Raw genomic sequence first — 26,507 nt, forward strand, 5'->3', positions numbered from 1 at the left:
CACCATGCACCTAGACGCCATTGACCAGCGCATCCTGTACCGTTTGCAAGAGAACGGCCAGCTCAGCAACCAGGACCTGGCCGAGCAGGTGGCGCTGTCGCCGTCGGCCTGCCTGCGCCGCGTGCGCGCGCTGGAAGAAGGCGGTTTTATCCGCAACTACCGTGCGGTGCTGGATGCCGACAAGCTGGGGTTCGAGCTTGAAGCCATTGTCCATGTGTCGCTGGACCAGTCGCGCCCCGGGTGGCACGAGGCCTTTCTGGCCGGCATCGCGGCGCATGACGAGATCACGGAAGCCAGCATCGTGACAGGCGCGTCCAACTACATCTTGTCGGTGCGCACGCGCAATCTGGCGGCGTTTTCGCAGTTTGTGGAAGACAAGCTGAGCAAGATCGCCGGGGTGCGCGACCTGTGTTCGCATATCGTCATGCGCAAGGTCAAAGACCGGGGCGGCATGCTGCCGCTGGCGGCGTGGCGCTAGGCCGCACCAAACTTCAGAAAGCCGAATACCGTAACGAAATGGCAGGCCGAGCCGCCCATGACGAACAAGTGCCAGATGCCGTGGGCATGGCGCCAGCGCTTGTCATTGACGTAGAACAGCGTACCGACGGTGTAAGCAGCCGCCCCCGCCAGCAACCAGGCCAGGCCCGCTGACGACAAGGCGCCCGCGATGGGCGCGGCAAACATCACGCCCAGCCAGCCCATGGCCAGGTATAGCGGCAAGGCCGGCGCCGCCGCGCGCGCCCACCATAGCTCGCGGCTGATGCCCACGGCGGCCAGCAGCCAGATCGCCACGCCCATGGCCGCGCCCCAGGCATGCTGCACCGGCCCGAACGCCAGCGGCGTGTAAGTGCCGGCAATCAACAGATAGATGGCGCAATGATCGGCCTTGGCCCAGCGCGCCTTGTAGCGGCCGCGCGTGCAGTGATACAGCACCGACGACGCATAGACCGCGATCATGGACGCCGCGAATACCGCGCTGCTGATGACCTGCCGCGCGTCCACCTTCAATTCGGCGGCGCGCGAAATCAGCGCGCCGGATGCCGCCACCGCCAGCGCCAGGCCCGCCAGATGCGTGGCGCCATTGAATCGTTCGCCTTTGTACATGGGTGTCCTCTCGCAACGCCGAAGCCGCATCGGCGCCCCGTCATGATCGACCCGCGATGTGACAGATTGACGTCACCGGGGTCGGGCAGCGGACAGCGAGTAGCCGGCCACGGACAGCGAACAGCGGACAGCAGGCCACGGACAGCGGCCGGGCCGGCCACGCCGGCCGGCGCCATGCAGGCAACCATCAAGCGACGAAGTCCACGGCGGCGGGAAACCCTTCAACGGCACGCGCCGCCAGGATGGCGCGCTGCACGGCGATGGCCATGGCCTCGGCGGCCATGACGCCCAGCAGCATCACGTTGCCGGGCTTGCCGGACGTGCCGGTGCCCAGTGCGAAGATCGTGTCGCCATCCAGCATGGTGTGGATCGGGTTGATGCTGCGGGCCAGGCCGTCATGCGCCATGCCCGCGATTTTCTGCGCCTGCGCCTTGGTCAGCGTGGCGTCGGTGGCCACCACGCCGATGGTGGTGGCCGTGCCGGGGCGCATGGATCGCGGCAAGTCGCCGGCCAGGATGGCCGCCCGCGTATCCAGCAGCTGTTTGCCGTCGGCCGTGCGCGCACCCGCCAGGATGCGGCCGGTGGCCGGGTCCAGCACGTCGCCCACCGCATTGACCGCCACGATGGCGCCCACGGTCACGCCCGCTACCGTCAGCGACGCGCTGCCCAGCCCGCCCTTCATGGCGCGCTGCGGCCCGTACAACTTGCCGACGGTGGCGCCCGCGCCCGCGCCGACGTTGCCTTCTTCGGGCGCCTCGGTGGACGCCGATTTGCACGCCTGGTAGCCCGCCGCCGCATCCGGCCGTATCGAGGCGTCGCCCACGCCCAGGTCAAACAGAATGGCCGACGGCACAATCGGCACATGGGCCACGCCCACGTCGAAGCCGATCTTCTTTTCTTCCAGATAGCGCATCACGCCGGAGGCCGCATCCAGGCCGAAGGCGCTGCCGCCGGACAGCACGATGGCATGTACTTTTTCCACCATGTTGACGGGATTGAGCAGGTCGGTTTCGCGAGTACCCGGCGCGGCGCCCCGCACATCGACCCCGCCCGTGGCGCCCGCCTCGGCAATGATGACCGTGCAGCCGGTGGGGCGGCGCGTGTCGGTGTAGTGACCCACGCGCAGGCCCGCGACGTCGGTGATGCTGCCCGACCCGGGCATCCGCGCCGAAGTCTTCGCGCCCTGCGCCTGCACGCCCCCGGCAAATGCCGCCGCGCCCGCGGCCGCCGCCATGAATGCCCGCCTGTTCCATCGCTGTTGCACGCCGATCTCCGTTCAGATACCGATAGCTGGAAAAATGCCGACCGCTGACGGGCGATCGGACACCTGTTAATGACTCGTGGCTATATTTTTACTATTCCTTATGCTTTGTGGAAAAATAGACGCGTTGCTAGAGTGCGGCTACGACGGAGGGCATACAACTTGCGGTGCCCTCCCCAATGACACCGATCTTCCGGAGCATTGCCATGAAACTCTTCCGCTCACTGTTCATCGCCGGCCTTATCCAGGCCGCCGCCTTGGCCCCCGCCCACGCCCAATCCGGCCTGGACCAGATCAAGTCCGCGGGCACGTTCAAGATTGGCACCGAAGGCACCTACGCCCCGTTCACCTTCCACGATGCATCGGGGCAGCTTACCGGTTTTGACGTGGACATTGGGCGCGCCATCGCCGAACGCCTGGGCGTGAAGGCGCAGTTTGTGGAAGGCAAATGGGACGGTCTGATCGCGGGCCTGGACGCCAAGCGCTATGACGCGGTGATCAACCAGGTGGGCATCACCGATGCGCGCAAAGCAAAATACGACTTTTCCGATCCGTACATCTCGTCGGCCGCCGTGCTGATCGTGCGCGACGACAACACCACCATCAAGTCGTTCGACGACCTGAAGGGCAAGAAGTCCGCCAACACGCTGACCAGCAATTTCGGCAAGCTGGCGCAAAGCCATGGCGCGCAAGTGGTGGCGGTGCAAGGCTTTAACGAAGCCATCGACCTGTTGACCTCGGGCCGCGTGGAAGCCACCGTTAACGACAACCTGTCGTTCCTGGACTTCAAGAAGCAAAAGCCGAACGCCAAGGTCAAGATCGCGGCCACCGACAAGACCGCTGAATTCAGCAATTCAGGCGTGCTGATCCGCAAGGGCAACCCCGAGCTGCAAGCCGCCATCAACAAGGCGCTGGCGGACATCAAGGCCGACGGCACCTACAAGACCATTTCGGTCAAATACTTCGGCACGGACCTGTCGGCGCAGTAAGCCGCGCGCACGCTCATGACGCTACCTACCTGGCTACAGGCGGTGATGCCGGATTGGCTGCTGGCGCAGATCGGATCCTGGACCGTGCCCGCCTGGGTGCAGCTGATGGCCGATTCGTTCTGGCCGTTGCTGCATGCCGGGCTGGTGTTCACCGTTCCGCTGACCTTGATGTCGTTCGCGCTGGGCCTGGCGCTGGCCTTCGTGGTGGCGTTGATCCGCCTGTTCGGGCCCGCGCCGCTGGTGGCGCTGGTGCGCTTTTATGTCTGGCTGATCCGGGGCACGCCGCTGCTGGTGCAGTTGTTCGTCATCTTCTACGGCCTGCCCAGCGTGGGCATCGTGCTGGACCCCTTGCCCGCCGCGCTGATCGGCTTCACGCTGAACGTGGGCGCGTACAACTCCGAAGTGATACGCGGCGCTATTGAATCCATCACCAAGGGCCAATGGGAAGCCGCCTATTCGCTAAGCATGACGCGCGGCCAGGCGCTGCGCCGCACGATCCTGCCGCAGGCCGCGCGCGTGGCGGTGCCGCCGCTGTCGAACTCGTTCATTGCGCTGGTCAAGGACACGTCGCTGGCGGCGGTGCTGACCGTGCCCGAGATTTTTCAGGCAGCGCAGCGCATCGCGGCGGTCACCTATGAACCGTTGATCCTGTACACCGAAGCCGCGCTGATCTACCTGGTGTTCAGTTCCGTGTTGTCGGCCGCGCAGGTTCGGCTGGAGCGGCGCTTCGGCCAGCATGCGGTGTTTTCCGAGAAGACGCGATGATACGGCTGCAAAAGATCGAAAAAGCATTTGGCGGCAATCCGGTGCTCAAAGCGGTGGACGTGTCCATCGCCGAAGGCAGCGTGACCGCGCTGATCGGCCCGTCCGGCAGCGGCAAGAGCACGCTGCTGCGCTGCGTGAATCTGCTGGAAGTGCCGGACCGAGGCACGCTCACCCTGGGGCCGGAAACGGTGCAGTTCGAGCCGGGCGTGAAGCTGGCGCGCGACCAGGTGCAACGCGTGCGCAAGCAGACCGGCATGGTGTTCCAGAACTTTCAGCTGTTTCCGCACCAGACGGTGATCGGCAATGTGATGGAAGGTCTGCTGACAGTACAGAAGTGGCCGCTGGACAAGGCCCGCGCCCGCGCCGAGGAACTGCTGAAAAAGGTGGGCATGGCCGAAAAGGCCGACGCGTGGCCGGCCAATTTATCGGGTGGGCAACAGCAACGCGTAGCGATTGCACGCGCCCTGGCGCCAGCGCCGCGCGTGTTGCTGTGCGACGAGCCCACATCCGCGCTGGACCCGGGCCTGGCGGCCGAAGTCGTGGACGTGTTGCGGCAGCTGGCTGCCGAGGGCATGACGATGTTGATGGCCACGCACGACCTGCGCCTGGCGGCCAGCGTGTCGCGCGAGGTGGTGTTTCTGCTGGATGGCGTGGTGGTTGAAGCAGGCGAATCCCGCACGATCTTCTCGCGCCCCGAAGACCCGCGCACCGCCACGTTCATTTCCACGCTGACACAGGACGCCGGCGCGTAGAAGGCGGCGCTCGGCCAGCGGCGCGCGGCTAGCGGCGGACGGCTAGCAGGTGCACGCCTGGCAGAGTTGCGGCGATCAGACGCAAGGCCGCCCGAAATACGGGCGGGTCCCGCCCTTCCGCCGTCGCCCTGGTCCACTATCGCGGAGGCAGATTCCCCGCCGGGTCCACCGCCTGGCCGTCGTAGCGCAGTTCAAAGTACAGCCCGACCTGCTTGCTGTCGCTATTGCCCATTTCGGCAATCTTCTGCCCCTGCTTCACGCTTTGCCCTTCCTTGACCAGCAGCTTGCTGTTGTGCGCGTAGATACTCAGGAAGCTGGCGTTGTGCTTGACGATCACCAGATGCCCGTAGCCCCGCAAGCCGCTGCCCGAATACGCAACGGTGCCACCCGCCGCCGCCACCACCGGCGTACCCGAGGAATTTGAAATCACGATGCCGTTCGAGCCGCCGCCGTCATAGCCGCGCGTGACCTTGCCCTGCGCCGGCCACACCAGCGAAATTGCCCCCGGTGGCGCCGTGCGGCGTTTGCCGCCCGATGGGGAAGACCGCGACGTGGACGCCGGCTTCGATGCCGACTTGCTGGGCGTGGACGTGCGCGCCTGCCCGGCCGGAGGCTCGACGCGCAGCACTTGTCCGACTTCGATGTTGTTGGAATTGGACAGGCTGTTCCAGCGCACCAGATTGCTGACGGAGGTGCCCTGCTTGCGCGCGATCTGCGTCAGCGTGTCGCCCGATTGCACGCGGTAGTAGCCCGGCTGGACCTTGGTGGTGCCGCAGGCCGACAACAGCGCAGCCAGCAGCACAACACACAGGCCCATCCATATACGGTTGCGCGACCACGTTCGCGTGGCGCGCGCAGAGGGCGGCGAGGCGGTCGCAAGAACGGGCACGGACAGAGTCGGGGCGGACAAGGAAAGCACTGAAACCTGGGGCACTGAGGTAGGGGTTCAACAGGGTTTGAGGGTCGGGATGGCGCAACTGCGTTCAAGGGTACCAAGATTTTTAAACGGCCGGTGGCGGCGCGATGGTGCAGAGGGCACCGTGGTCGCGGGCGGGCACATGCCCATGCCCTGGGGCGCTCGGCCAGCCCCCCCCGCCACGCCCGATGGTCCGCGCAGCCATCGACTAGAATGCCCGCTATGTCCGAAATGTCCCGCCTCTTACGCTTCTCGGGCGCCACGCGCGCCCGGGTTGTGTTGTGGCTGGCGCTTTTGGCGCTGACGCTGCGCGCGTTGGTGCCCACCGGGTACATGCCGGACACGCGCGCCTTGCACGAAGGCCGCTTCGAAGTCACGTTCTGCTCGGCGGCCGGCGAGCTGTCCACGCTGGACGTCAAACTGGAATCGCCGGGCAACGACGGCTCGGCGCGGCACGACGCCACTGAGACCGGCGCGCAATGTCCCTTCGGCCTGCTGGCGCACGTGGCGCCCGCGCCCACGCCCACCGTATCCCCAATCGTCGTGCCCACGGGCCGCCCGGCCCCGCCCGCGATTGCGTACCGGGCGCTGCCCCCGCTGGCCGCGCACGGCCCGCCGCTAGGGTCGCGCGCCCCACCCTCGCTGGTCTGATCCCGCCTGGTTCGCGCGGCTAATTGCCGCGCGCCCCGCCGACACGACCATCTTCGAGGTTTACATGCGTTTCCCCTTCTTGCGCGCGCCCCATGGCGCGGCGCCTTCTGTTGCGCTCTCCGTTGCATCTCCCGGCACATCCGGCCTCGCGGCCGCCGACGCGTCCTCTCGCCACCTCGGCCTGGCCCCCGACTCCCGCCGTCGCCTGCTGCTGTCTTGCCTGCCCCTTGCGGCGTTGACCTTGGCCGGCTGCGGGCCGGACGCCCCCAAGCTGCTGGGCATGGACCTGTCCGGCATGCCAACGGGCGACTTCCAATTGCAGGACGTCAACGGCCAATCGCGCACCCTGGCCGACTACCGTGGCCACCCCATCCTGCTGTTCTTCGGCTTTACCCAATGCCCCGACATCTGCCCCACGGCGCTGACCCGCGCCCTGGAGATCAAGGAACTGCTGGGCGCCGACGCCGACAAGCTGCGCGTGCTGTTCATCACCGTGGACCCGGAACGCGACACGCCGGAAATCCTGGGCGCATACACCAGCGCCTTCGACCCCGGCTTTGTGGGCCTGCGCGGCACCCCCGAACAGACGCGCGCCGCCGCCCAGTCCTTCAAGGTGTTCTATCAGAAGGTGCCGACCGGCTCGTCCTACACCATGGACCACACCGCGCTGACCTATGTGATTGACGCCAAGGGCAAGCTGCGTATCGCCCTGCGCCATGCGCAGTCCGCCGCCGAATGCGTGCAAGACCTGCGCACGGTGCTGTAAGGCCGCGCTTTGCAAGACGACCCCGGTTGGAAAGCCGGGAAATCTATATAAATTCTTAAAAGAAGAGACCCCATCATGAAAAACTTTTCGCTTCGCACGTTTGCCACCGCCCTGTCCCTATCCGTGCTGGCCGGCGTTGCCGCCACCGCCCATGCCGCCGACGCCAGCAAGGCGACCGGCGCCACCAACGCCAGCAATGCCAGCAACGCGACAAACAACGCCACCGTAAAAGTCGAAGACGCCTGGGTGCGCGCCACCGTGCCCAACCAGCACGCCACGGGCGTCTTCATGCGCCTGACCTCGCCCGAGGCCGGCCGCCTGATCGCCGTGGAGTCGGACGCCGCCAAGCACGTGGAAGTGCACGAAATGGCAATGCAGGACGACGTCATGAAAATGCGCCAGGTCCCCGCCATCGCCTTGCCCGCCGGCCAGCCGGTGGACCTGAAGCCCGGCGGCTATCACGTCATGCTCATCGACCTGGCCCGCCAGATCACCCCCGGCGACCACATCGACGTGACCCTGATCGTGGAAGACGCCAAGCAGCAACAACACCGCGTGCCGGTGTCGGTTGAGGCCCGCGCGCTGAACGCGAAGGCCGGCGAGGCGCCCGCCAAGCACGGCCACTGAGGCGCGATGCACGGCGATTGACGCTCTATATATAGCGGTACGGACGACGCCCGGCTTTATTGGGGACGCACATGCCACCCCGCCGTCAGCGTCGGCCGCTGAATCGCCATACAATGCCAGCACATCCACCGTCGGCGCCTGTCTCCAGGGCCGGCGGCAGCCGGCTTTCTACGCCGCGCGCCGGATGCCTGCGTTCCGCGCCGCCGGGCGCTTGACCCGCCGGCGGGCCCGCCGGCAACTCTGTGTCTGGATATGCCCGGTAGTTCCGCCTTTTCATTCCTGCGTACCCTTTGCAGCCTGCGCTGGCTCGCCATCGCCGGCCAAGCCGCCACCATCCTGCTGGCCAGCAGCGTGCTGGGCCTTGCCCTGCCGCTGGAGCCCCTGTGGATCGGCGTCGGTGTCCTGATCGGCTTTAACGCCTACGCCAGCCTGCGGCTGCGCCATCCCCGCGACCTGTCCCACGCCACGGCGTTCGGCCATTTGCTGGTGGACATGGCCGCGCTGTCCTGGATGATCGGCTGGAGCGGCGGCATCAGCAATCCGTTCGGCATGATGTTCCTGATCCTGACCGCGCTGGCGGCCCTGGCGCTGCCGCGCAACTGGGCATTGGCCGCGGCGCTGGCGGGTATTTCAGGCTATGCGGCGGCGGCCATCTTCGGCCAGCCCCTGCGCGGCGACGTCGATACGCACACCCTGCTGCTGTGGGGCCTGGGCGCCAACTTCCTGATTTCGGTGGTGGTCGTGCTGGTGTTTTCCACCCGCCTGGCTTCCGACCTGCGCGCCCGCGAGCGCGAGCTGGCCCGCCTGCGTGAACGCTTCACGCGCAACGAAGGCATTGTGGCCCTGGCCACCCACGCCGCCGCCATGGCCCACGAACTGAACACTCCGCTGGCCACCATGACCCTGCTGGCCGACGAAATCGCCGCCGAGGTCAAGGACGACGACCTGCGCGAAGACGTGTCCACCCTGAGTCAATTACTGGCCCTTTGCCGGGAACGCATCCGCAATCTGGCTGTCCCAACCGCCGTGGACCTGGTGCGCGTGGTAGGTCAATGGCGGCTGATCCGCCCGACGATCGACCTGAACCGTTCGGGCTCGTTGCCCCGCAGCCTGCGGGTGGACCCGGCGATTGCGCACCTGTTGCAGGCGCTGTTGAACAACGCGGCGGACGCCGGCGAGGCGGCCGACACGCCGCGCGTGGATTTGCATCTGGAATATGGCTATGGCGCCCTGCGTGGCGAAGTGCGGGATTACGGCCGGGGCTTCGACCCCGACCAGACCCTGCTGCCCGCAACCAGCCTGTTCAACAGCGGCAAGCCGGGAGGGTTGGGCGTCGGCCTGGCCCTGTCGCATGCCACCGTGGAACAGTTGGGTGGCGAAATGACCATGACCGCCGCCGTTGGGGGAGGCACCCGCATCCGCTTTTACCTGCCCCTGGGCAACCCCGGAACTTGAAGTGATGAACCCTACCGACCTTGGCCTTCTGATCGACGACGACGAGTTGTACGTGCGCACCTTGCAGCGCAGCCTGTCGCGTCGCGGCCTGGAAACCCGAACCGCCACCGGCATCGCCGAAGCCCTGCGCGTGGCCGAGGAAATCCGCCCGGCCTTCGCGCTGGTGGACCTGCGCCTGGGCGAGGACTCCGGCCTGACGCTGATCCGCCCCTTGCGCGCGCTGCGGCCCGACATGCGCATCCTGCTGGTCACCGGTTACGCCAGCGTGGCCACCGCCGTCGAGGCCATCAAGCGCGGCGCGGACGACTACCTGCCCAAGCCCGCCACCGCGCCGATGATCCTGCGCACGCTGGGTTTGGTGAAGCCAGAATCCGTTACGATCGAAACGACCATGACACCGTTGCACCGCCTAGAATGGGAGCACATCCATCAGGCCCTGCACGAAACCGGCGGTAATGTTTCGGCGGCGGCGCGCCTCTTGGGCATGCACCGCCGATCGCTCCAGCGCAAGCTGGCAAAAAAACCGGGGCCGGAACGCGAAGTCCCCGTCGACTGATTTGTGCGAGTGCGACACATCTTTACAACACCTCATGTGCGGGTGCGACATATCGTCGCACCCCCTGCATCTCCTCCGGGACGACTGCGCCCCTAGGAAAACCCTGAATCTGGCCCCTTCAGGACAGATTCCTCCCAGGCAATGCGACCATGTGTCGCATGCTTGATGGATATCAAGCCGATAGGATGGACGTTGCTGCTTGGCAGCATTCCAGTCTGCTGCTTTGCAGCATTTCCCACCTTCCATCCAAGGCTGTACGTGAAACACCCCCTCCTTGCGACCCTTACGCGCATTTTTGGCGTCGGCGCGGTCATGCTGCTTGGCGGCTGCAACATGGAAATCCTCTCCCCCAAGGGAGATATTGGCGCCCAAGAAAAGACTTTGCTGTTCACGGCGACCGGGCTGATGCTCATCGTTGTGATTCCAGTACTGTTCATGATTGTGGCTTTTGCCTGGAAATACCGCGCATCCAATACCAAAGCCGACTACCAGCCCAAGTGGGCCCATTCCACGGCGATTGAAGTCGTAGTCTGGACCGTTCCTTGTATCATCGTGGCGATTCTTGCCGTGATCACCTGGCGCTCCACGCACGCGCTGGACCCTTACAAGCCGCTCGTATCCGAACACAAGCCCGTCACCATCGAGGTGGTGTCGCTGGATTGGAAGTGGCTGTTCATCTACCCCGACTACGACATCGCCACGGTCAACGAGATCGCGTTCCCCGTGGACGTTCCGGTCAACTTCCGCATCACGTCGGCCTCGGTGATGAATTCGTTCTTCATTCCCCAGCTGGGTAGCCAGATCTACTCGATGGCCGGCATGGAAACGAAGTTGCACCTGAACGCGCGCGAAGCCGGTACGTACGCCGGCATCTCGGCCAACTACAGCGGCGCCGGTTTCTCCGGCATGCGCTTCAAGGCCATCGCCACGTCGCAAGAAGGGTTCGACAACTGGGTCAAGGAAGCCAAGGCTTCGCCCACGGCCCTGACCCCCGAGGTCTACGCAGAGCTGACCAAGCGCAGCGAACGCAACCCGGTGGTCAAGTATTCGTCGGCGCCTCCCGCCATGTTTGATTTCGTCTTGGGCAGCACGATGTCCAAGATGGCCGGTGTGGACTCCGCCACGTGCACGTCCACGTCGAACAATCTGATCGCAGGAATTAACTAACAATGCTCGGGAAACTCACCCTCGAGGCCATTCCGTACCATGAACCTATCGTCATGGTTACGCTGGCCGCCGTGTGCCTGGGAGGCCTAGCGGTCTTCGGCGCCATCACTTACTTCGGCAAGTGGAAGTACCTCTGGACGGAATGGTTGACCTCCGTCGACCACAAGCGCATCGGCGTGATGTACATCATCGTCGCGCTGATCATGTTGTTGCGCGGCTTTGCCGACGCCATCATGATGCGTACGCAGCTGGCGGTAGCCTCCGCCGACTCGGCCGGCTTCCTGCCACCGCACCACTACGACCAGATTTTCACCGCCCACGGCGTCATCATGATTTTCTTCATGGCGATGCCCTTCATTACCGGGCTGATGAACATCGTGGTGCCGTTGCAGATCGGCGCCCGCGACGTGGCCTACCCGTTCCTGAACTCGCTGAGCTTCTGGCTGTTCGGCGCCGGCGTCGCGCTGATGATGATCTCGCTGTTCGTGGGCGAATTCGCCGCGACCGGCTGGCTTGCGTATCCGCCGCTGTCAGGGCTGGATTACAGCCCAAGCGTCGGGGTGGACTACTACATCTGGGCGCTCCAGATATCCGGGTTGGGCACCACGCTTAGCGGTATCAACTTCATCGTGACCATCCTGCGCATGCGCGCACCGGGCATGAGCCTGATGAAGATGCCGATTTTCACGTGGACCTCGCTGGTCACCAACGTGCTGATCGTCGCCGCCTTCCCCGTCCTGGCCGCCACGCTGGCGCTCTTGACGATGGACCGCTACCTGGGCACGCACTTCTTCACGAACGACATGGGCGGCAACGTCATGATGTACGTGAACCTGATCTGGATCTGGGGTCACCCCGAGGTCTACATCCTGGTGCTGCCGGCGTTTGGCGTGTATTCGGAAGTGGTTGCCACCTTTGCCCGCAAGACGCTGTTCGGCTACAAGTCCATGGTCTACGCCACGGCCGCCATCGGCGTGCTGTCGTTCCTGGTCTGGCTGCACCACTTCTTCACCATGGGTGCGGGGGCCAACGTCAATGCCTTCTTCGGCATTGCGACAATGATTATCTCGATCCCGACGGGCGCGAAGATTTTCAACTGGCTGTTCACCATCTACCGCGGCCGCCTGCGCATCACGACGCCGGTGCTGTGGACGCTGGGCTTCATGATCGTCTTCGTCATCGGCGGCATGACCGGCGTGATGCTGGCCATCCCCGGCGTGTCCTTCGTGCTGCACAACAGCTTGTTCCTGATCGCCCACTTCCACAACACCATCATCGGTGGCGTGGTGTTCGGTTGTATCGCGGGCATGACGTACTGGTTCCCGAAGGCGTTCGGCTTCACGCTGAACGAGCGCCTGGGCCGCTACTCGTTCTACTGCTGGTTCGTCGGTTTCTTCATGGCCTTCATGCCCCTGTACATCCTGGGCTTCAAGGGCATGACGCGTCGCCTGAACCACTACGACAACCCGGAATGGCAGCCGTACCTGCTGGTCGCGCTGGCTGGCGCCGCGCTGATCATGCTGGGCATCTGGTTCCTGTTGCAGCAAGTGTTCGTGTCGGTACGTCAACGCAAGCAAAACCAGGACGTCACTGGCGATCCCTGGGATGGCCGCACCCTGGAATGGTCGATTTCGTCGCCCGCTCCTTTCTACAACTTTGCCCACGTTCCTCACGTTGATGAGCTGGACCAGTTCTGGGAAGACAAGCAAAGCGGCAAGGCCTACAAGCGCCCGGCCAAGTACGAAGACATCCACATGCCGAAGAACACCGGCGCTGGCGTCTACATCGGCTTGTTCGGTCTGGTCATGTGCTTTGCGCTGATCTGGCACATCTGGTGGCTCGCCGCCGCTGGTTTCGTCGGCATGATCGGTTCGTTCATCGCCCGTGCCTACGACCGCGACGTCGATTACTGGGTCCCGGCCGCGGAAGTCGAACGCATCGAAAACGCTCACTTTGACAAAATGCAAAAGGCCGCCTGAGCCATGATTCAAGCCGTAGCCACTCACCCCCACGCGGGTCACGACGATCACGCGCATCATGACGATGGATCCAAGACCGTTTTCGGTTTCTGGGTCTATCTGATGAGCGACTTGCTGATCTTTTCGGTGCTGTTCGCCACGTTCGCGGTGTTGTCCAACGCCACCGCGGGCGGCCCCACGGGCAAGGAATTGTTCGACCTGAAGTTCGTGCTGGTCGAAACGCTGTTGCTGTTGTTCTCCAGCTTCACCTTCGGCATGGCCAACCTGAACGTGCACGCCAACAACAAGTCCCGCGCAATGGGCTGGTTGATGGTCACGTTCCTGTTCGGCGCGGGCTTTATCGCGATGGAAGTCTGGGAATTCCATCACCTGATCACGGAAGGCGCCGGCCCGGGCCGCAGCGCTTACCTGTCGGCGTTCTTCACGCTGATCGGTACGCACGGCCTGCACGTCACCTTCGGCCTGATCTGGATCATCGTCCTGCTGGACATGATCCGCCGCCATGGCCTGGACTCGATCAACAAGCGTCGTCTGGCGTGCCTGAGCTTGTTCTGGCACTTCCTGGACATCGTCTGGATCTGCGTCTTCACCTTCGTCTATCTCATGGGAGCCATCTGATGTCGCACTCCGCTGCGGCCGCACACGGCCACGACGATCACGCCGCCGACCACGGCAGCCTGAAGTCCTACATCATCGGTTTCGTGCTTTCGTTGCTGCTCACCTTCGGCTCGTTCGGCCTGGTGATGCACGGCGCGCTGTCGCACACCATCACCATCGTCGGCGTCGTTGCCCTGTGCGTGCTCCAGTTGCTGGTGCAACTGGTGTACTTCCTGCACATGGGCGCGTCGAAGTCGGCACGCGACAACCTGGCCGCGTTCGTCTTCACCGTGATGATCATCGCCATCATCGTCGGCGGGTCGGCATGGGTGCTGTACAACATGAACGTCAACATGGGCCACGCCATGTAAGGACGGTTTGCCGATGACGCTGCCCGTCAGCGTTCACGCAAAAAAAGCAGGCGCCTTCGGGCGCCTGTTTTGTTTTGAAAGTGCGGTGTGGAAAATGCAGACCGGCGGCGGCAGCGCCCTGGCTACCGAGGCTCGGGCGCCCTGGCTACCGGGGTTGGGGCGCCTTTACCGCCAGCGTCACGTTGGCGCGCGCGGCCAGGTCGCGGGCGCTGATTCCCACGAACGGCTGTACGCGCGACGTCTGGTTCAAGTCGCAACTGGCCGCGCCTTGCGCCCCTTCCAAGACCTGCCGCACCGCGCGTGCACCCGTCGGGCTGATCGGGCCGCTATTGCCCAGCTGCCACGCCAGCACATCGGCCACCGCCATGCCGCAGCGCCACTGGGTGCGATACAGGCCGGCGTCGTGGTCCATCAGCATCCTCGCCTTGGCCTCGTTGCCCGCGCGCAGCATGATGACCAGCGGCAGCGCATCGGCATCCGCAACGCCATCGATGCGCGTGTTCGGGTCGCTTCTGTCCGACGCGTTGGCGCCCTTTTCCAGCCATTGTTGATACAGGTCGTCAGGCAGCCAGGGCAGCCCAAGCGGCGCGATGTTGTTGTTGGCGATGCCCGTGGCGTCATCGGGGCGCGTCAACGGCACGCCGGCGGCCAGCAAGCGGTCAGCGGTGGCGCGCAGCTTGGCGCGCTGGCCGTCCCAGTCGGGGCTGTTCTGCTTGATGGCCGCGCGGATCTCCAGTTGATTCCACACGCCCAACAGGCGCGACAGCGGCTCCGGCGTCAGTGCTTGATACGGCGGCTTGGCCGCTTGCGCCAGCTGGTCGACCAGCGTCGGCTGCATCGTGCGCGCGGCCAGCGCCAGCGCCTCGTCCATGCCGTTGCGATCCGGCGTCTTGTTGGCGCTGTAGCCGCCCACGGCCGGGTCCGCCCCGTGCGCCAGCGCAAAGCGCAACCGTTCAGGAATCGGATACACCACCGTCGGGGTGAACTCGCCGCTGATAGCGTCGCGCAGCGCTTCCAGCAAGGGCGTTTCCCACATACCGCGATTGCCGTAGTACATGCGCACATAGGCCGCGTTGATGTCGGCGCCCTTGGCCAGCAGCGCCTCCGCAAACCACAAGGTCTTGGGGCTTTGCATCGCGGCGTGCAGCACCGACCGGCCGCTTTTGTCGTGCGCGTTCGGGTTGGCGCCCTTGGCCAGCAGGTAGCTAAGCGTTTCCTTGTCTTCGCTGGAATACGACACACGGCGCATCAGCAATGGCATGCCGCTGGAGTCGGGCACATCCAGCGGCGCGCCCGCCGCGATCAGCGCGTCGGCCAGCGCATAGCGCTGCTCGGCCGGGCGGGTGTCGCGGGCGTCGGGCAACGCGGACGCCAGCAGCACATAGCCATTGTTCGGCCCATCGGCACGCGCCCCCGCCGCCAACAGCGCCCGCACAATGTCCAGCTGCTTTTGCGAGACGGCCACCGCCAGCGCGGTCCTGCCGTGTTCGTTCTCGCCGTTCGGGTCCTGGCCGGCCGCCAATTCGGCGCGCACCGCGTCCAGATCTTCGGCCTGGATCGCCTTGAAGATCGCCAGGCGGGGCCGGCAGCTCTTTGCGTCAAGCGGCGCCGTTTCCTTCAGCGCCGCGCTGATGCGGGTGGCGATGTTGGCGGGAATGGCGTCGTTGGCCGCCAGCCGGCGCGAGCAATACAGGCGGTAGTCCTCGCGCGCAAGCGCTTCGAAATAGTCGCGCCTGTCGCGCGCTTTGGTGCTTTGTTTCCAGCGCGCATCGGCACGGTTCAGATAGGCTGCCGTGCGCGCCGGATCACGCCGCAAGACCTCGGACAAAATGCGATCGGCCTGTTCGGTGTCGCCGGATTCGGCCAGCCAGAACCCGTAGTCGTTCAGCGCCGTCAGCATCTCGGCGTCTTCATTGTTGGGGTCGATTTCGCGGGGGTCCTGTTCCATGACAAAACGGCGCAGGTCGGCCAACGCGCGGTTGAACTCCGCCGTCTTGGCGCGCGGGATCGCGCGCGCCACTTGATGCAGCGTGCGGAAGGTAGCGGTCACGTCCACCGGCGCGCGGTATTCAAACCGCAGGTCGGCCGGAAACGCCTTCATGCGTACGGGATAGTCGGTCAGGGCGGGCCGCAGCGTGGCCAGGGCCTGGGCGCGGCGTTCGTCTGTCCAGGGGCGGTCGGCCGTTACCACAGCCAGCCTGGCATCGGCCTGCACCGACGCGGCCACGCCGCTTGCATCGACCAGGAAGCCCTGGGCTTGCGAGTCGTCATCACCCTTATAGGACACGCCTACCCAGTACAGGGTTTCCGCGTTGCGCGGTGACCGGACCACCACGTTTTCCTGTCGCGATGCGCTCCATCTGGAAGGATCGATCACCAGCGGCTGGGACCGAAATTCCAGGCTGAATGTCTTGGCGTCCGGCCGCAAATACCGATACAGATAGAGCCGGTTTTCCATCTGCCCGACCAGTACCGCGTCCTTTACGTTTTCTGTTCCCCAGACGCGGCGTTCCGGGTCGCGCAGCGGATAGCGCGACAGGCGCACGGCGTCGATGACCGCGCCGATGTCGTAGGCGGCGGCCGGTGGCGGCGCTGCCGACAGGCCCGCCAGCGCGATCAGGACGGCGCCAAACAATCGGGAAACAGCGGGACGGAAGCGGCTCGGCATGCTAGGGGAAACCCGGAAAGTGCAAGGACGCCGATGATACTCGCGAGTGCCACTTTGCCTCTGGGCAAGTGCGTCTTATTGATCACTTGGCGTCTGCACCGTTCGGGTATGTCCTGAGACCATTTTGTCCACAATATCGCCGGGCTGTCATGGCTTTCGATATATATTTCGCAACATAACGACTTCATTAACATCAGAATTACTTTAGCGATTACCGCTACCCCCGCCATGGACGCTGTGCTGACTTCTTCCCCCGCCCAGGCCGACATTTCCGTGTCGGTGCAGCGGTTCGCGCGCGCCCTCCTGCATCACGCGCCACCCGGCCATCCCGACGCCGGCTTTTTCGCCACCGTCATCGGTACCAGCCTGGCGCACCAAGATCTGGCGCGCAGCGGCCTGAGCCCGGACGAGATCGCGGACCTGACGGACCATCTTTTTCCGGGCGCGCTGCAATCCGAAGACGCCCGGCTGGCCGCGTTTGTCGAGCAATACGCCGTGTACGCGGTCCACGGCCGGGGCGATCCGCAACCCGGCTTCACCCTGCTGATGCGCGTGTTGCTTGAGGCCTATCGCGCCCCCGACCTGGGCACCACGGCCTGGGTCACCGGCGTGCTGGCGCACGCCTGCCTGCGGCCCGACCACCTGTGGCGCGACCTGGGTCTGGCCGGCCGCGAAGATGTCACCTTTCTGCTGGCACGCCATTACCCGGGCCTGGTGATGCGCAATACGCGCAACCTGCGCTGGAAAAAATTCCTGGCCTATTCGGCCTGCGAGCATGCGGGCCTGCCGCCGTCGGCCGCGCCCGGCTGCCCGCAATGTGAAGACCACGGCATCTGCTATTCAAGCGCGCCTGACTGACGCCGCGCCGAGGCTGCGCGGCATCGTCAGAAGCGATACGTTGCGCCGAGCCCCATGCCCACGCTGCGCCCGGCGGCCGGCTCGTAATAGCGGCCATTGCTTTCGTTGACGATCACCGACCCGACGTACTTTTTGTCGAACAGGTTGTCCACACGCGCGTAGGCATTCAGTTCCCAGGCGTTGATTTTCTTCACGTAGCCCGCGCTGATGGCGGCAACGAAATAGCCTGGCGCATCCTGATCATTGGCGTCGTTCACGTAGATCTTGCTTAACACGCGCCCTTCCACCGACGCCTGCCAGCCTTGCGGCGGCGCCCACGCCAAGGACGCAAACAAGGCTTGCCGCGCGATGCCCGGTATCTTGTTGCCCGCGCGGATGCCGCCCGTGCCGTCGTCGGCGTAGCGCGCGTTCAGCCAGGTATAGGCTAGCTGCGTGCGCCAGTGCGGCGCATGTTCGCCGGACCAACCCAGTTCCACGCCGTCGCGCCGTGTGCGGCCGGCATTCTGATAGCTGGTGCGCCCGCCGCTGCTGCCGGCGGACACGATCTCGTCTTCCGTGCCCGTGTGAAACACCGCGGCGGTCGCCAGGCCGCCTGCCACGCGCGCCTTCACGCCCGCCTCCAGGTTGGTGCTAAGCGACGGCGCCAAGCCGAAGTTCAAGCCGGGCTGGCCACCGGGGCGGTACGAGATTTCGTTCAGCGTGGGCGTTTCAAATCCGCGCCCGTAAGACGCGTACAGGCTGACATCGTCACTGGCTGCATAACGCACCGCCGCCATGGGCAGGGCCTTGCGATAGCGCGCGTCGCCGCTGTCGTCGCCATTGCCGGGGGCAAGGTAGTGGTCGTTGGAGTCGAAGCTGACAGTGCTGTAGCGCAGGCCCGCGTCCAAGGTCCAGCGCGGCGCCACCTTCCACGACGCCTGCACATAGGGGTCGGCGTTGTACACGGTGTTGGTTTCGTTGCGCCGCAACGCGCCTTGCACGCCCAGGGTCGGGTTGGCCACCGAGCCAGTGAAGTTCTGATAGCCCTTGCGGTCTTCCTGCATGGCATCGTAGGCAAAGCCGCCAACCAAGGTCAGCGCCCGGCCGCCGACATCAAGCTCGGACGTCCAGCGCACGTCCGCGCCGCCGTATTCGCGAGCCAGGTCGATGACGCCGCCCGCCTGCGTGGGCGCCAGTTGTACGGCGGGGGGAATTGACTGGTACTGCCTCGTGTCGCGTTGGCCGTAATACGCCATCACGCGCAACGTATTGCGTCCATCCACCTGCCGCTCGTAGACCACGCCGCCCTGGGTCTGGCGCACCGTTTTCCGGGTGTCGTACTGCTCGGCCAAGGGCGCGGCGCGCGGGTCATCCTGAAACTGCTGCCAGGTCAGGCCCAAGGGGTCCTGTGCTTTCAGGTCGACGCTGTTCAGCACGATGGTCAGCCGGCTGGCGTCGTCCAGCTGCAAGCCCAGCTTGGCGTTGGCCAGGTTTTTCCGCGCCGCGCTGTGGTCGCGATAGCCATCGGTGGTGAAGCGGCTGACGCTCACCACGTAGTCCACGGCGCCCACGCCGTCGCCCTCGCCCTCGCCCCCGCCAGTGACCCCGCTGGCCAATGCGCCATAACGCCATGTGCCAAAGCTGGCCCCCCACCCATTGGCCGACAGGGACGGCGGCGCCGCGCCATCTTCGGTGTACGCCTGGATCACCCCGCCCGACGAATTGCCGTACAACGCCGAGAACGGCCCGCGCATGACTTCAACACGGGCCAGCGACGCGATGTCGATGTTGGACGTCTGCCCTTGGCCATCGGGCATCGTGGCCGGGATCCCGTCTACGTAAAGGCGCACGCCGCGCACGCCAAACGTGGACCGCGCGCCGAAGCCTCGACTGGATATCTGCAAGTCCTGGGCATAATTCTGGCGGTTCTGGATTTGCAGACCGGGCACGCCCGCCAGCCCTTCCGACAGGTTGATGCCGGGTTGGCGCTGGCGCATCACCGCGCCGTCGACCACATCCACCGACGCCGGCGTGTCCAGCACGGACGTGCCCAGGCGTGTGCCTGTCACGACCACCGGCGCCAGGGTCACGTCCACCGTCTGTCCCCACGCGGTGTTGACCATGCCCGCCACCAGCGAGCCCTGCATCAGCCACTGCAAGCCCCGCCGCAGCCCGCGCTGCCCGTGCCCGCGCGTAGCTCCTTTTGCTTGCCGCCATGTGCAACGCCCCGCCTGGTCCGTCACCGATGTCTCCCTGTATAAAAGCCTGAAAGATCCCGTGTTCCGTTGGAAATCCGCGGCAGGAAAGGGTCTAATAGCCGCCATGGAACCCATGCAAGACATAGAACGCCGCCTGCAAGAGCTGGAAATCAAGTCCAGCTTTGCGGATGATCTGTTGGAACAACTGAACCAGATTATCGTCCGCCAACAACAGCAAATAGACCGCCTGCAGCGCGAGGTGGCCGACCTGCGCCAACAAGCCCCTGAAGGCGCCGCGCCCTTTCGCAGCCTGCGCGACGAGCTACCGCCGCACTACTGACCGGTACTGCTGGACGCCTTTGCGCGCCTTCGCGCCCCTGCACGCCCTGCACCCCCTGCACGCCCCTGCACGCCTCAGTAACCGTAACGCAGCAACCTGCCCAGCTTGCGCAGCAGCGGCACGCGCCGCATCAGCCACACGCCCACGCGTGCAGGCCCACTGAACCGCGCCCATTGCGCGCCGGCCTCTTCGTACACCCACTGTTCGGTGCGCAATCGCAGACCCGGCACCTGCGCTTCGAGCACCTGCGCGTCCTCCAGGTTCCACCGCATCGGCGCGCCGGTCGCGCGGAACATGGGGTTGCGCGAGGCCAGCGCCAGCCCCAGCCGCGAGTAAGCGTCGAACACGATCTCGCCCGAGGGAAACTGCGTGGTGATCACCCGCAGCAAGTTCAGTACCTGCGCTTCGTGCAAATACAGCAGCAGCCCTTCGGCCACCACCAGCGTCGGCTTGTCCGTGGGAATGCACGCCAGCCAGTCCAGTTCGGCCAACGACGTACCCAGCAATTCGCAGCCTGGCCGGTCGGGATAGACGGCGCGCCGCAGCGCGATCACATCGGGGTAGTCCACATCGAACCACCCCACGCCGGGTGACGGGTCCACCCGAAATACCCGGCTGTCCAGCCCGCATCCCAGATGCAGCACCGTGGCGTCGGGGTGCGCGGCCAGGAATTCCCGCACCCAGGCATCCAGCGTGTACGCGCGCATGGACAGCCCGATCATGGCGTCGCGGCTCATGCGCAGCGCGGCGAAATCATGGTCGATACGCGCCACGGCCTCGGCCGCGTACCGATCCTGCAACAACGATCCAGGCAGGCGGCTTTCCGCTGCCTTGGCGTACAGCGTGATCAAGAGCGTGGCTCGTACACCGGTAAGCCGGACCTGTTCCATGCGGGCTCCTCTAAGACGCCTGGGGGGATGCTATGGCTTCCATAAATGGAATAAATCGGAAAATCGAACGATATTCTTCCATTGATGGAAATATCTTTTACGGATATCCGGGTTTATCCCTACCCGGGATCGGCGCAGAATTCAGTCATCGGGAAACAGCAACGAACCACGACGGATAGGCCGCCTGATTCGCACCCAAGGCTCTTGAAATCGGAGATTTACCATGAAGAAGACCCTAGCTACCGCATTGATGTTGTCCTTTGCCGCCCTGAGCGCCGGCGCCTACGCATCGCAAAACATCGAACCCAACAACGTGCCGTTCCAAGGCGTTTACGGCACGCAGTACGAAGGCCCGACCCGCGCGCAAGTGCAGGCCGAACTGGCCGCCGCCAAGTCCGCTGGCCTGGTGACCAACGTGGAACCGAACAACGTGCCCTTCCAGGGCGTTTACGGTGCCCCGCAATCGGGCAAGACCCGCGCCGACGTCCAAGCCGAACTGGCTACCGCCAAGGCTGCCGGCCTGGTCTCCAACGTTGAGCCCAACGACATGCCCTTCGCCGGCGTCTACCACGGCAACTGATCTGGCTGACAACGCCTGACCACGCCTGACCACGATTACCCCCTCCCTGTTGTACCTTGGCCGCCTTGAACCAGGCGGCCTTTTTTTGCGCGGCAACGTGCGTGGCAAACGCAACGCGTTCGCGTACTATCGGCTCCAGTGCCAGCAAGAAAATCTGACTCATCAGACAGGGAGCCTATCTTGAGATACACCCGCGTTCTCGCCGCCTTGCTCATCGCAAGCGGCATGTCGGCAGCGGCCGTCGCCGCACCGCCGGTGATGCTGAATAATTCTCTCATCACGCAGATTCCCAACGGCGACCGCACCTCGTTCCACGAAGCCGTCGCCCAGGCGCTGAACCAATCGGCCGACGGCCAGCGCACCGAATGGACCAGCAAGACCCAGCCCAAGCGCGCCGCGCCAATCACCGTACAACTGACGCCCACGCAAACCAGCAAGATCAAGGACGACCGCGTCTGCCGCTTCCTGGTCGCCGACTTCGCCCGCAGCAGCACCACCGAGAAATGGCAATTCTGGTTCTGCAAGCAACCGGACGGCACCTGGAAGGCCAGCAGTACTTGATGCGGAGTTAATGCGAGCGCTTGCCCAAGAAAATGGCCCCACCGGGGCCATTTTCATTCGTGCCACGCTGAGGAGCACGCGACGTGAGTGCGCGTTACCTCACTCCCGCACCCCACACCATTGCGCAATGAACAGCGCGATGGTCTTGGTGATAAGGCGTACCGATTCCAGGTGCACGCGTTCGTCGAAGCCGTGGATGTCCAGGGACTTGGGGCCGTAGACCAGGGTGGGCATGTCGCCGTAGATGACGAAGACGCGGGCGTCCAGGTAGCCGGGCGTGGTGAAGCTTTGCAGCTCGCTTTGGAAGGCCTGGCGGTGGCATTCGCGCAGGGTGTTTTCCGCGTCGGAGCCTTCTTCCAGCACGTAGCCTTCGGCGTAGAAGCCGGTGTAGGTGACGGCTGGCGGTGTTCCGCCCAGGCGGGGGTCGGACACGGCGTCGCGCAGGCAGGCGTCGATTTCGGCGCGGGCTTCGTCCGCTGTCGTGCCGGGGTAGATGGCGGCGCGCACGTCGAATTCGCACCAGGGCGGCACGGTGGATGGCCAGTCGCCGCCTTCGATCTTGCCGATGTTGAAGTTGATGGGGTGGTCCAGGTGTTCAAAATGGCGGTGGCAATGATGCTGCCCGTTCCACTTGGTTTCCAGCTTGCGCAGCGCTTCGATAGTGGCGTAGGCGGCGTCGATGGCGTTAAAGCCGTTGGCCATTTCGCGCGTGTGGGTGGGGTGGCCTTGCACGCGGACCTTGAACCACAACACGCCCACGTTGGCGCGCACCAGCATGTTTTCTTCGGGTTCGGGGATGATGACGGCGTCGGCCTTGTAGCCGCGCAATAACGCAGCCAGCGCGCCGTTGCCCGTGCATTCCTCTTCCACCACGGACTGGAAGTAGATCGGCGCCGCGGGCGCGTAGCCGGCCGCGCGCAAAGCGTCGTAGGCGAACAGGTTGGCGGCCAGGCCGGCCTTCATGTCGGCGGCGCCGCGTCCGTACATCCAGCCGTCGATGATGGCCGGGTCCCAAGGGGATCGGCTCCACATGTCCTGCGGGCCCGTGGGCACCACGTCCACGTGGCCGTTCAAGATCAGCGAGCGGCCCGTCTGCACGTCGGGCCGGTAGGTGCCGACCACGTTGAAGGCGTTTTCGTACGAGACGGTGACGGGCCCGAAGCCCGGATGCGATTCGATGTCCTTGACGTCGATCTTCCAGCGGTCCATCGCAAAGCCGCGTTGGCGCATCGCCTCGTACAGGAAGTCTTGTGCCGTGTGCTCTTGCTCGCGCAAGGACGGAAAGCGCACCAGTTCCTGCGTGAAGGCCAGTTGCGCATCAAAGCGGTCATCGACCGCCTGCAGAATGCGGCGCGTCTGTTCGGCCGTCAACGCGGCGGGGGCTTGGGTGGTGTCCATGAAGTCTCCTTGAAGAGGAATGTTGAGCGCCCGGCCTACGCGGCCGGCGTGACGGTGCGAGCGCTGGCCGCGCGGCGCGGCTGGTGGTTGGCCAAGCCCCAAATCGACACGAGCGTAATGGCCGACAGCGCGGAATAGAACAGCGCCAGCGGCAGCCACTGGCCGGGATATTGGTGCGACAGCCAGGTGCCAATCAACGGCGTGAACCCGCCGGCAACGGCCCCGCACAATTGGTACGACAGCGAGATTCCCGAATAACGCACATGGGTCTCGAAGGCCGCGCTGATGAAGCCCGCCATTGCCGAATAGATGGTTGCCATGAACACCAGCACGATGGCGATGCCGGCCACGATGCTGAGCGGCGTGGCCTGGCTGACCAGCATGAACATCGGGTACGGCGCCAACACCGAACACGCCGCCGCGATCATCAGCACGCGCGACGTGCCCAGCGATTCGGCGAACCAGGCGGCCAGCGGCTGCACGATCAGCTGGATGATGGCGACGGCGAACAGGCAGTCCAGGATCATCGCGCGGTCCAGGCCCAGCGTTTGCGTGGTGTAGGCCAGCATGAACGTGTTGGTGAAATAGATGCCGCCGATGGCGACGGTGCACACGCCCATGCACAGCAGCACGGTGCGCCACGCAGTGCGCAGCACTTCGCGCGCGGGCACTTCGGACGTTTCCTGCTGCGCCAGCACCTTGGCGAAGTCGGGCGATTCGCTGACCCCGATGCGGATGAAGTAGCCCACTACCAGCAGCACGGCGCTGACCAGGAACGGGATGCGCCAGCCCCAGGCCAGGAAGTCGGCCTCGTCCAGCGTCGTGATCAGGCGGAACGCCACCAGCGACAGGATCAAGCCTGCCGGGCTACCCAGCTGCGCGAAGGATGCCGCGAAGGTGCGCCGCCGTTGCGAGGCGTGTTCGCCTGCCATCAACACCGCGCCGCCCCACTCGCCGCCCACGGCAAGGCCCTGCGCCAGGCGCAACACCAACAGCAGCGCGGGCGCCAGCATGCCGGCCTGCGTGTAGCTGGGCAGCAGGCCGATGCCCACGGTTGCCACGCCCATGATGACCAGCGTGGCCATCAGCGCGTTCTTGCGGCCGACGCGGTCGCCCAGGTGGCCGAACACCAGCCCGCCCAGCGGCCGCGCCAGAAAGCCCGCCGCGAAGGTGCCAAAGGACGCCATCGTGCTGACGAAGGGGTCGGCGGTGGGAAAGAACACCTTGCCGAACACCAGCGCGGCGGCGGTGGCGTAGATGTAGAAGTCGTACCACTCGATGGTGGTGCCGATGAAAGCCGCGGCAGCGGCGCGCACCGGTTGCCTGGCGGCGGATGGATGGGCGGGGGCCGACATGATTCCTCCTTGGGATTTTTTGGATTTGATGGCGGCTTTATCGCCCGCGCCCGTGGGAGCGGTCAATTTCTGATTTCTTATCATTGACTTAAGCAGGATTAATGTTCGGATATCATGTCCGGGCATTGCGCCTTCGCCTCCACCGCGCCCCACCAAATCGTTACCGATCAATGTGTTATGAAAGATAAATCGATTCTTCCCACGACGATTACGCGCGTGGGCGATCGCCTGGACTGGAACCTGCTGCGGACTTTTCTGGTCATCGCGCAAGAGCGCAGCATTAGCGGCGCTGCTATCAAACTGCACCTGACGCAGTCAGCGGTCAGCCAGGCGTTGCGCCGGCTGGAACAGCAGCTGGATCGCCGCCTGATCGAACGGCATCACTCCAAATTTGCCATCACGCGGGCCGGCGAAGAGGTGCGCCAGGCCGCGCTGGCCATTCACGGCAACGTGTCGCAACTGGTCAGCGACGTGGCGCAGGCCGAGGAACAAACCGTGGGCCGCATCCATCTGCTGGTGGCCAGCCGCATTCATTCGGCGGTGTATGACGAGTTCTGGGTGCGCTTTCATCGGGCGCACCCGCGCATAGAAGTTCAGCTGGACGTGTTGCCCAGCAGCGAAATCGTGAACGTGTTGCAGCAGCGGGGCGCGACGGCGGGCATCGCGCTATGCCGACAGATTCCCAAGCGGCTGGACCACAAACTGTTCCTGCAACAGCGCTACGCGATGTTCTGCGGCAAACACCATCCGCTGTTCGGGCGCACGGACATCCGCATGGAAGATCTGCTGAACGAGAATTTTGTCTCGTTTGCCAGCGACGCCCTGGGCGACAGCCTGTCTCCGCTGACGATCTTTCGTGACCAGCGCGGGTTCTCGGGCAGCATCATTGCAACGTCGTCACAGCATGACGAGGTCAAGCGTCTGCTGGTGGCGGGCTTTGGCATCGGCTGCCTGCCGGAACACAGCGTGCAGGCCGATCTTGCCGAGGGCCGCTTGTGGCGGCTGCCGCCGGGCGAAGGCGTGTGCGCGGCGGACCTGCATCTGCTTTGGCACGGGGACGCGCACCGCAGCGCGGCCGAAGACCTGTTCATTGCGGCGTTCCGCGACCATATCGACAACTATTCGCTGCCGCAGCGGCTGCTGCCACATCTGCCTTGAGCCTTGGCGTCGGGGTAGCGCGGGCTAGCGTCGGGGGTGGCGGCCAGCTTGCCTTCGGGGTGACGTCCGGCAGCTGCCGGCGCGCCGTTGAAGGCATGAAAAAAAACGCCCCGAGCCGCCGCGCGTAAGGCGGTGGGTCGGGGCGTTGGTTGCCGGCGTTGGTGCCGGCGTTGGTTGCTGGCGTTGGTTGCCGGCAATGGTCGCTAGCGTTGATTGACGGCGTTGACGATGGCGCTGACTGCTGCGACGCGCGCAGCGCCTCAGCCTCAGGCCGACGTTTCGACGCGGTTGGCGTCCAGCACGGTCATTGCCGTCATGTTGATGATGCGGCGCACCGTGGAGCTGGACGTCAGGATGTGCACCGGTGCGTTCGCGCCCAACAGGATCGGGCCAACCGCCACGTTGCCGCCCGCGGCCGTCTTGAGCAGGTTGTAGGCGATGTTGCCGGAATCCACGTTCGGGCACACCAGCAGGTTGGCCTCGCCTTTGAGCGTGGACGACGGCAGGATGCGCATGCGCAGCGCTTCGTCCAGCGCGCAATCGCCGTGCATTTCGCCGTCGATTTC

Annotated in this window: 27 protein-coding genes; 18 read left to right on the forward strand and 9 right to left on the reverse strand. The window is 64.9% G+C overall.

The features are described 5' to 3' along the window. The first annotated feature begins 4 nt into the window (after positions 1–4). Positions 5–478, forward strand: coding sequence for an Lrp/AsnC family transcriptional regulator (locus YH64_RS17175; RefSeq protein WP_046805172.1), 474 nt, complete (start codon positions 5–7; stop codon positions 476–478). Here YH64_RS17175 and YH64_RS17180 read toward each other — a convergent pair. Together YH64_RS17180 and YH64_RS17185 are read right to left on the reverse strand one after the other, a co-directional pair. After that, positions 475–1,104 (reverse strand): hemolysin III family protein, encoded by a 630-nt coding sequence (locus YH64_RS17180; RefSeq protein WP_143215420.1) that lies wholly within the window; start codon positions 1,102–1,104, stop codon positions 475–477. The genes YH64_RS17175 and YH64_RS17180 overlap by 4 nt on opposite strands. 187 nt (positions 1,105–1,291) lie before the next feature. Further along, positions 1,292–2,368, reverse strand: coding sequence for a P1 family peptidase (locus YH64_RS17185; protein WP_255444542.1), 1,077 nt, complete (start codon positions 2,366–2,368; stop codon positions 1,292–1,294). A gap of 203 nt (positions 2,369–2,571) precedes the next feature. On the opposite strand from YH64_RS17185, the gene YH64_RS17190 reads away from it, so the two are divergent. From YH64_RS17190 to YH64_RS17200, 3 genes are all read left to right on the forward strand, one after another. Then, on the forward strand, positions 2,572–3,354 hold the full coding sequence (locus YH64_RS17190) for an amino acid ABC transporter substrate-binding protein (protein WP_046805169.1): 783 nt from the start codon (positions 2,572–2,574) through the stop codon (positions 3,352–3,354). Between the two features lie 84 nt (positions 3,355–3,438). Next, entirely contained in the window at positions 3,439–4,119 is a 681-nt protein-coding gene (locus YH64_RS17195; RefSeq protein WP_039884473.1) for an ABC transporter permease subunit, read from the forward strand. Continuing rightward, positions 4,116–4,871, forward strand: coding sequence for an amino acid ABC transporter ATP-binding protein (locus YH64_RS17200; protein ID WP_046805168.1), 756 nt, complete (start codon positions 4,116–4,118; stop codon positions 4,869–4,871). The genes YH64_RS17195 and YH64_RS17200 overlap by 4 nt, the downstream gene beginning before the upstream one ends. A 136-nt stretch (positions 4,872–5,007) precedes the next feature. On the opposite strand, the gene YH64_RS17205 is transcribed toward YH64_RS17200, so the two are convergent. Further along, the gene (locus YH64_RS17205; RefSeq protein ID WP_046805167.1) at positions 5,008–5,688 is read right to left on the reverse strand and encodes a peptidoglycan DD-metalloendopeptidase family protein; all 681 of its coding nucleotides are present in this window, start codon (positions 5,686–5,688) and stop codon (positions 5,008–5,010) included. Between the two features lie 321 nt (positions 5,689–6,009). On the opposite strand from YH64_RS17205, the gene YH64_RS17210 reads away from it, so the two are divergent. The 9 genes from YH64_RS17210 to cyoD all read left to right on the forward strand — a co-directional run bounded on the left by YH64_RS17210 (position 6,010) and on the right by cyoD (position 13,956). Beyond that, on the forward strand, positions 6,010–6,438 hold the full coding sequence (locus YH64_RS17210; protein WP_046805166.1) for a DUF2946 family protein: 429 nt from the start codon (positions 6,010–6,012) through the stop codon (positions 6,436–6,438). 64 nt (positions 6,439–6,502) lie between these two features. Beyond that, positions 6,503–7,204, forward strand: a complete 702-nt coding sequence (locus tag YH64_RS17215) for an SCO family protein (protein ID WP_082134499.1) — start codon at positions 6,503–6,505, stop codon at positions 7,202–7,204. Positions 7,205–7,279: 75 nt separating this feature from the next. Further along, positions 7,280–7,831 carry a copper chaperone PCu(A)C gene (locus YH64_RS17220; RefSeq protein ID WP_046805165.1) on the forward strand — a complete coding sequence of 184 codons (552 nt, stop codon included), beginning with the start codon at positions 7,280–7,282 and terminating at the stop codon, positions 7,829–7,831. A gap of 252 nt (positions 7,832–8,083) precedes the next feature. After that, a complete protein-coding gene (locus tag YH64_RS17225) occupies positions 8,084–9,286 on the forward strand; it encodes an ATP-binding protein (protein ID WP_046805164.1) in 1,203 nt (400 codons plus the stop codon). Positions 9,287–9,290: 4 nt separating this feature from the next. Next, positions 9,291–9,842: a response regulator transcription factor gene (locus YH64_RS17230; RefSeq protein WP_046805244.1), complete on the forward strand. Its 552-nt coding sequence runs from the start codon at positions 9,291–9,293 to the stop codon at positions 9,840–9,842. A gap of 258 nt (positions 9,843–10,100) precedes the next feature. Next, complete coding sequence (gene cyoA, locus YH64_RS17235; RefSeq protein WP_046805243.1) at positions 10,101–11,009, forward strand: ubiquinol oxidase subunit II; 909 nt, start codon at positions 10,101–10,103, stop codon at positions 11,007–11,009. 2 nt (positions 11,010–11,011) lie between these two features. After that, positions 11,012–12,988: a cytochrome o ubiquinol oxidase subunit I gene (gene cyoB, locus YH64_RS17240; protein ID WP_046805163.1), complete on the forward strand. Its 1,977-nt coding sequence runs from the start codon at positions 11,012–11,014 to the stop codon at positions 12,986–12,988. A gap of 3 nt (positions 12,989–12,991) precedes the next feature. Beyond that, positions 12,992–13,606: a cytochrome o ubiquinol oxidase subunit III gene (gene cyoC / locus YH64_RS17245; RefSeq protein ID WP_006222595.1), complete on the forward strand. Its 615-nt coding sequence runs from the start codon at positions 12,992–12,994 to the stop codon at positions 13,604–13,606. Continuing rightward, positions 13,606–13,956: a cytochrome o ubiquinol oxidase subunit IV gene (cyoD, locus tag YH64_RS17250; RefSeq protein WP_046805162.1), complete on the forward strand. Its 351-nt coding sequence runs from the start codon at positions 13,606–13,608 to the stop codon at positions 13,954–13,956. The genes cyoC and cyoD overlap by 1 nt, the downstream gene beginning before the upstream one ends. 145 nt (positions 13,957–14,101) lie before the next feature. Here the strand turns inward: cyoD and YH64_RS17255 are convergent, their stop codons facing one another. Next, the gene (locus YH64_RS17255) at positions 14,102–16,624 is read right to left on the reverse strand and encodes an ankyrin repeat domain-containing protein (RefSeq protein ID WP_255444543.1); all 2,523 of its coding nucleotides are present in this window, start codon (positions 16,622–16,624) and stop codon (positions 14,102–14,104) included. Positions 16,625–16,852: 228 nt separating this feature from the next. Here YH64_RS17255 and YH64_RS17260 point away from each other — a divergent pair, with 228 nt between their 5' ends. After that, positions 16,853–17,482, forward strand: a complete 630-nt coding sequence (locus tag YH64_RS17260) for a nitrogen fixation protein NifQ (protein ID WP_046805160.1) — start codon at positions 16,853–16,855, stop codon at positions 17,480–17,482. 26 nt (positions 17,483–17,508) lie between these two features. On the opposite strand, the gene YH64_RS17265 is transcribed toward YH64_RS17260, so the two are convergent. Continuing rightward, the gene (locus YH64_RS17265; RefSeq protein ID WP_255444545.1) at positions 17,509–19,584 is read right to left on the reverse strand and encodes a TonB-dependent receptor; all 2,076 of its coding nucleotides are present in this window, start codon (positions 19,582–19,584) and stop codon (positions 17,509–17,511) included. Between the two features lie 199 nt (positions 19,585–19,783). Between YH64_RS17265 and YH64_RS17270 the strand changes: the two genes are divergently transcribed. Then, positions 19,784–19,999 (forward strand): SlyX family protein, encoded by a 216-nt coding sequence (locus tag YH64_RS17270; protein WP_046805159.1) that lies wholly within the window; start codon positions 19,784–19,786, stop codon positions 19,997–19,999. Positions 20,000–20,073: 74 nt separating this feature from the next. Here YH64_RS17270 and YH64_RS17275 read toward each other — a convergent pair whose 3' ends face one another. Next, the gene (locus YH64_RS17275; RefSeq protein WP_046805158.1) at positions 20,074–20,889 is read right to left on the reverse strand and encodes a class I SAM-dependent methyltransferase; all 816 of its coding nucleotides are present in this window, start codon (positions 20,887–20,889) and stop codon (positions 20,074–20,076) included. 223 nt (positions 20,890–21,112) lie between these two features. Between YH64_RS17275 and YH64_RS17280 the strand changes: the two genes are divergently transcribed. Then, positions 21,113–21,469, forward strand: a complete 357-nt coding sequence (locus YH64_RS17280) for a DUF4148 domain-containing protein (protein ID WP_046805157.1) — start codon at positions 21,113–21,115, stop codon at positions 21,467–21,469. Positions 21,470–21,649: 180 nt separating this feature from the next. Further along, on the forward strand, positions 21,650–22,030 hold the full coding sequence (locus YH64_RS17285; protein WP_052946030.1) for a hypothetical protein: 381 nt from the start codon (positions 21,650–21,652) through the stop codon (positions 22,028–22,030). A gap of 99 nt (positions 22,031–22,129) precedes the next feature. Here the strand turns inward: YH64_RS17285 and YH64_RS17290 are convergent, their stop codons facing one another. Then, the gene (locus YH64_RS17290) at positions 22,130–23,428 is read right to left on the reverse strand and encodes an ArgE/DapE family deacylase (RefSeq protein ID WP_046805156.1); all 1,299 of its coding nucleotides are present in this window, start codon (positions 23,426–23,428) and stop codon (positions 22,130–22,132) included. Positions 23,429–23,463: 35 nt separating this feature from the next. Next, complete coding sequence (locus YH64_RS17295) at positions 23,464–24,783, reverse strand: MFS transporter (RefSeq protein WP_046805155.1); 1,320 nt, start codon at positions 24,781–24,783, stop codon at positions 23,464–23,466. Positions 24,784–24,960: 177 nt separating this feature from the next. On the opposite strand from YH64_RS17295, the gene YH64_RS17300 reads away from it, so the two are divergent. After that, positions 24,961–25,941, forward strand: coding sequence for a LysR family transcriptional regulator (locus YH64_RS17300; protein WP_046805154.1), 981 nt, complete (start codon positions 24,961–24,963; stop codon positions 25,939–25,941). A 266-nt stretch (positions 25,942–26,207) separates the two neighbouring features. On the opposite strand, the gene YH64_RS17305 is transcribed toward YH64_RS17300, so the two are convergent. Beyond that, the coding region (locus YH64_RS17305) for a phosphate acyltransferase (RefSeq protein ID WP_255444544.1) at positions 26,208–26,507 on the reverse strand (300 nt) is incomplete at its 5' end.

The sequence above is a fragment of the Achromobacter sp. LC458 genome (genome assembly GCF_001005835.2).
Taxonomy (GTDB): Bacteria; Pseudomonadota; Gammaproteobacteria; order Burkholderiales; family Burkholderiaceae_B; genus Achromobacter; species Achromobacter spanius_B.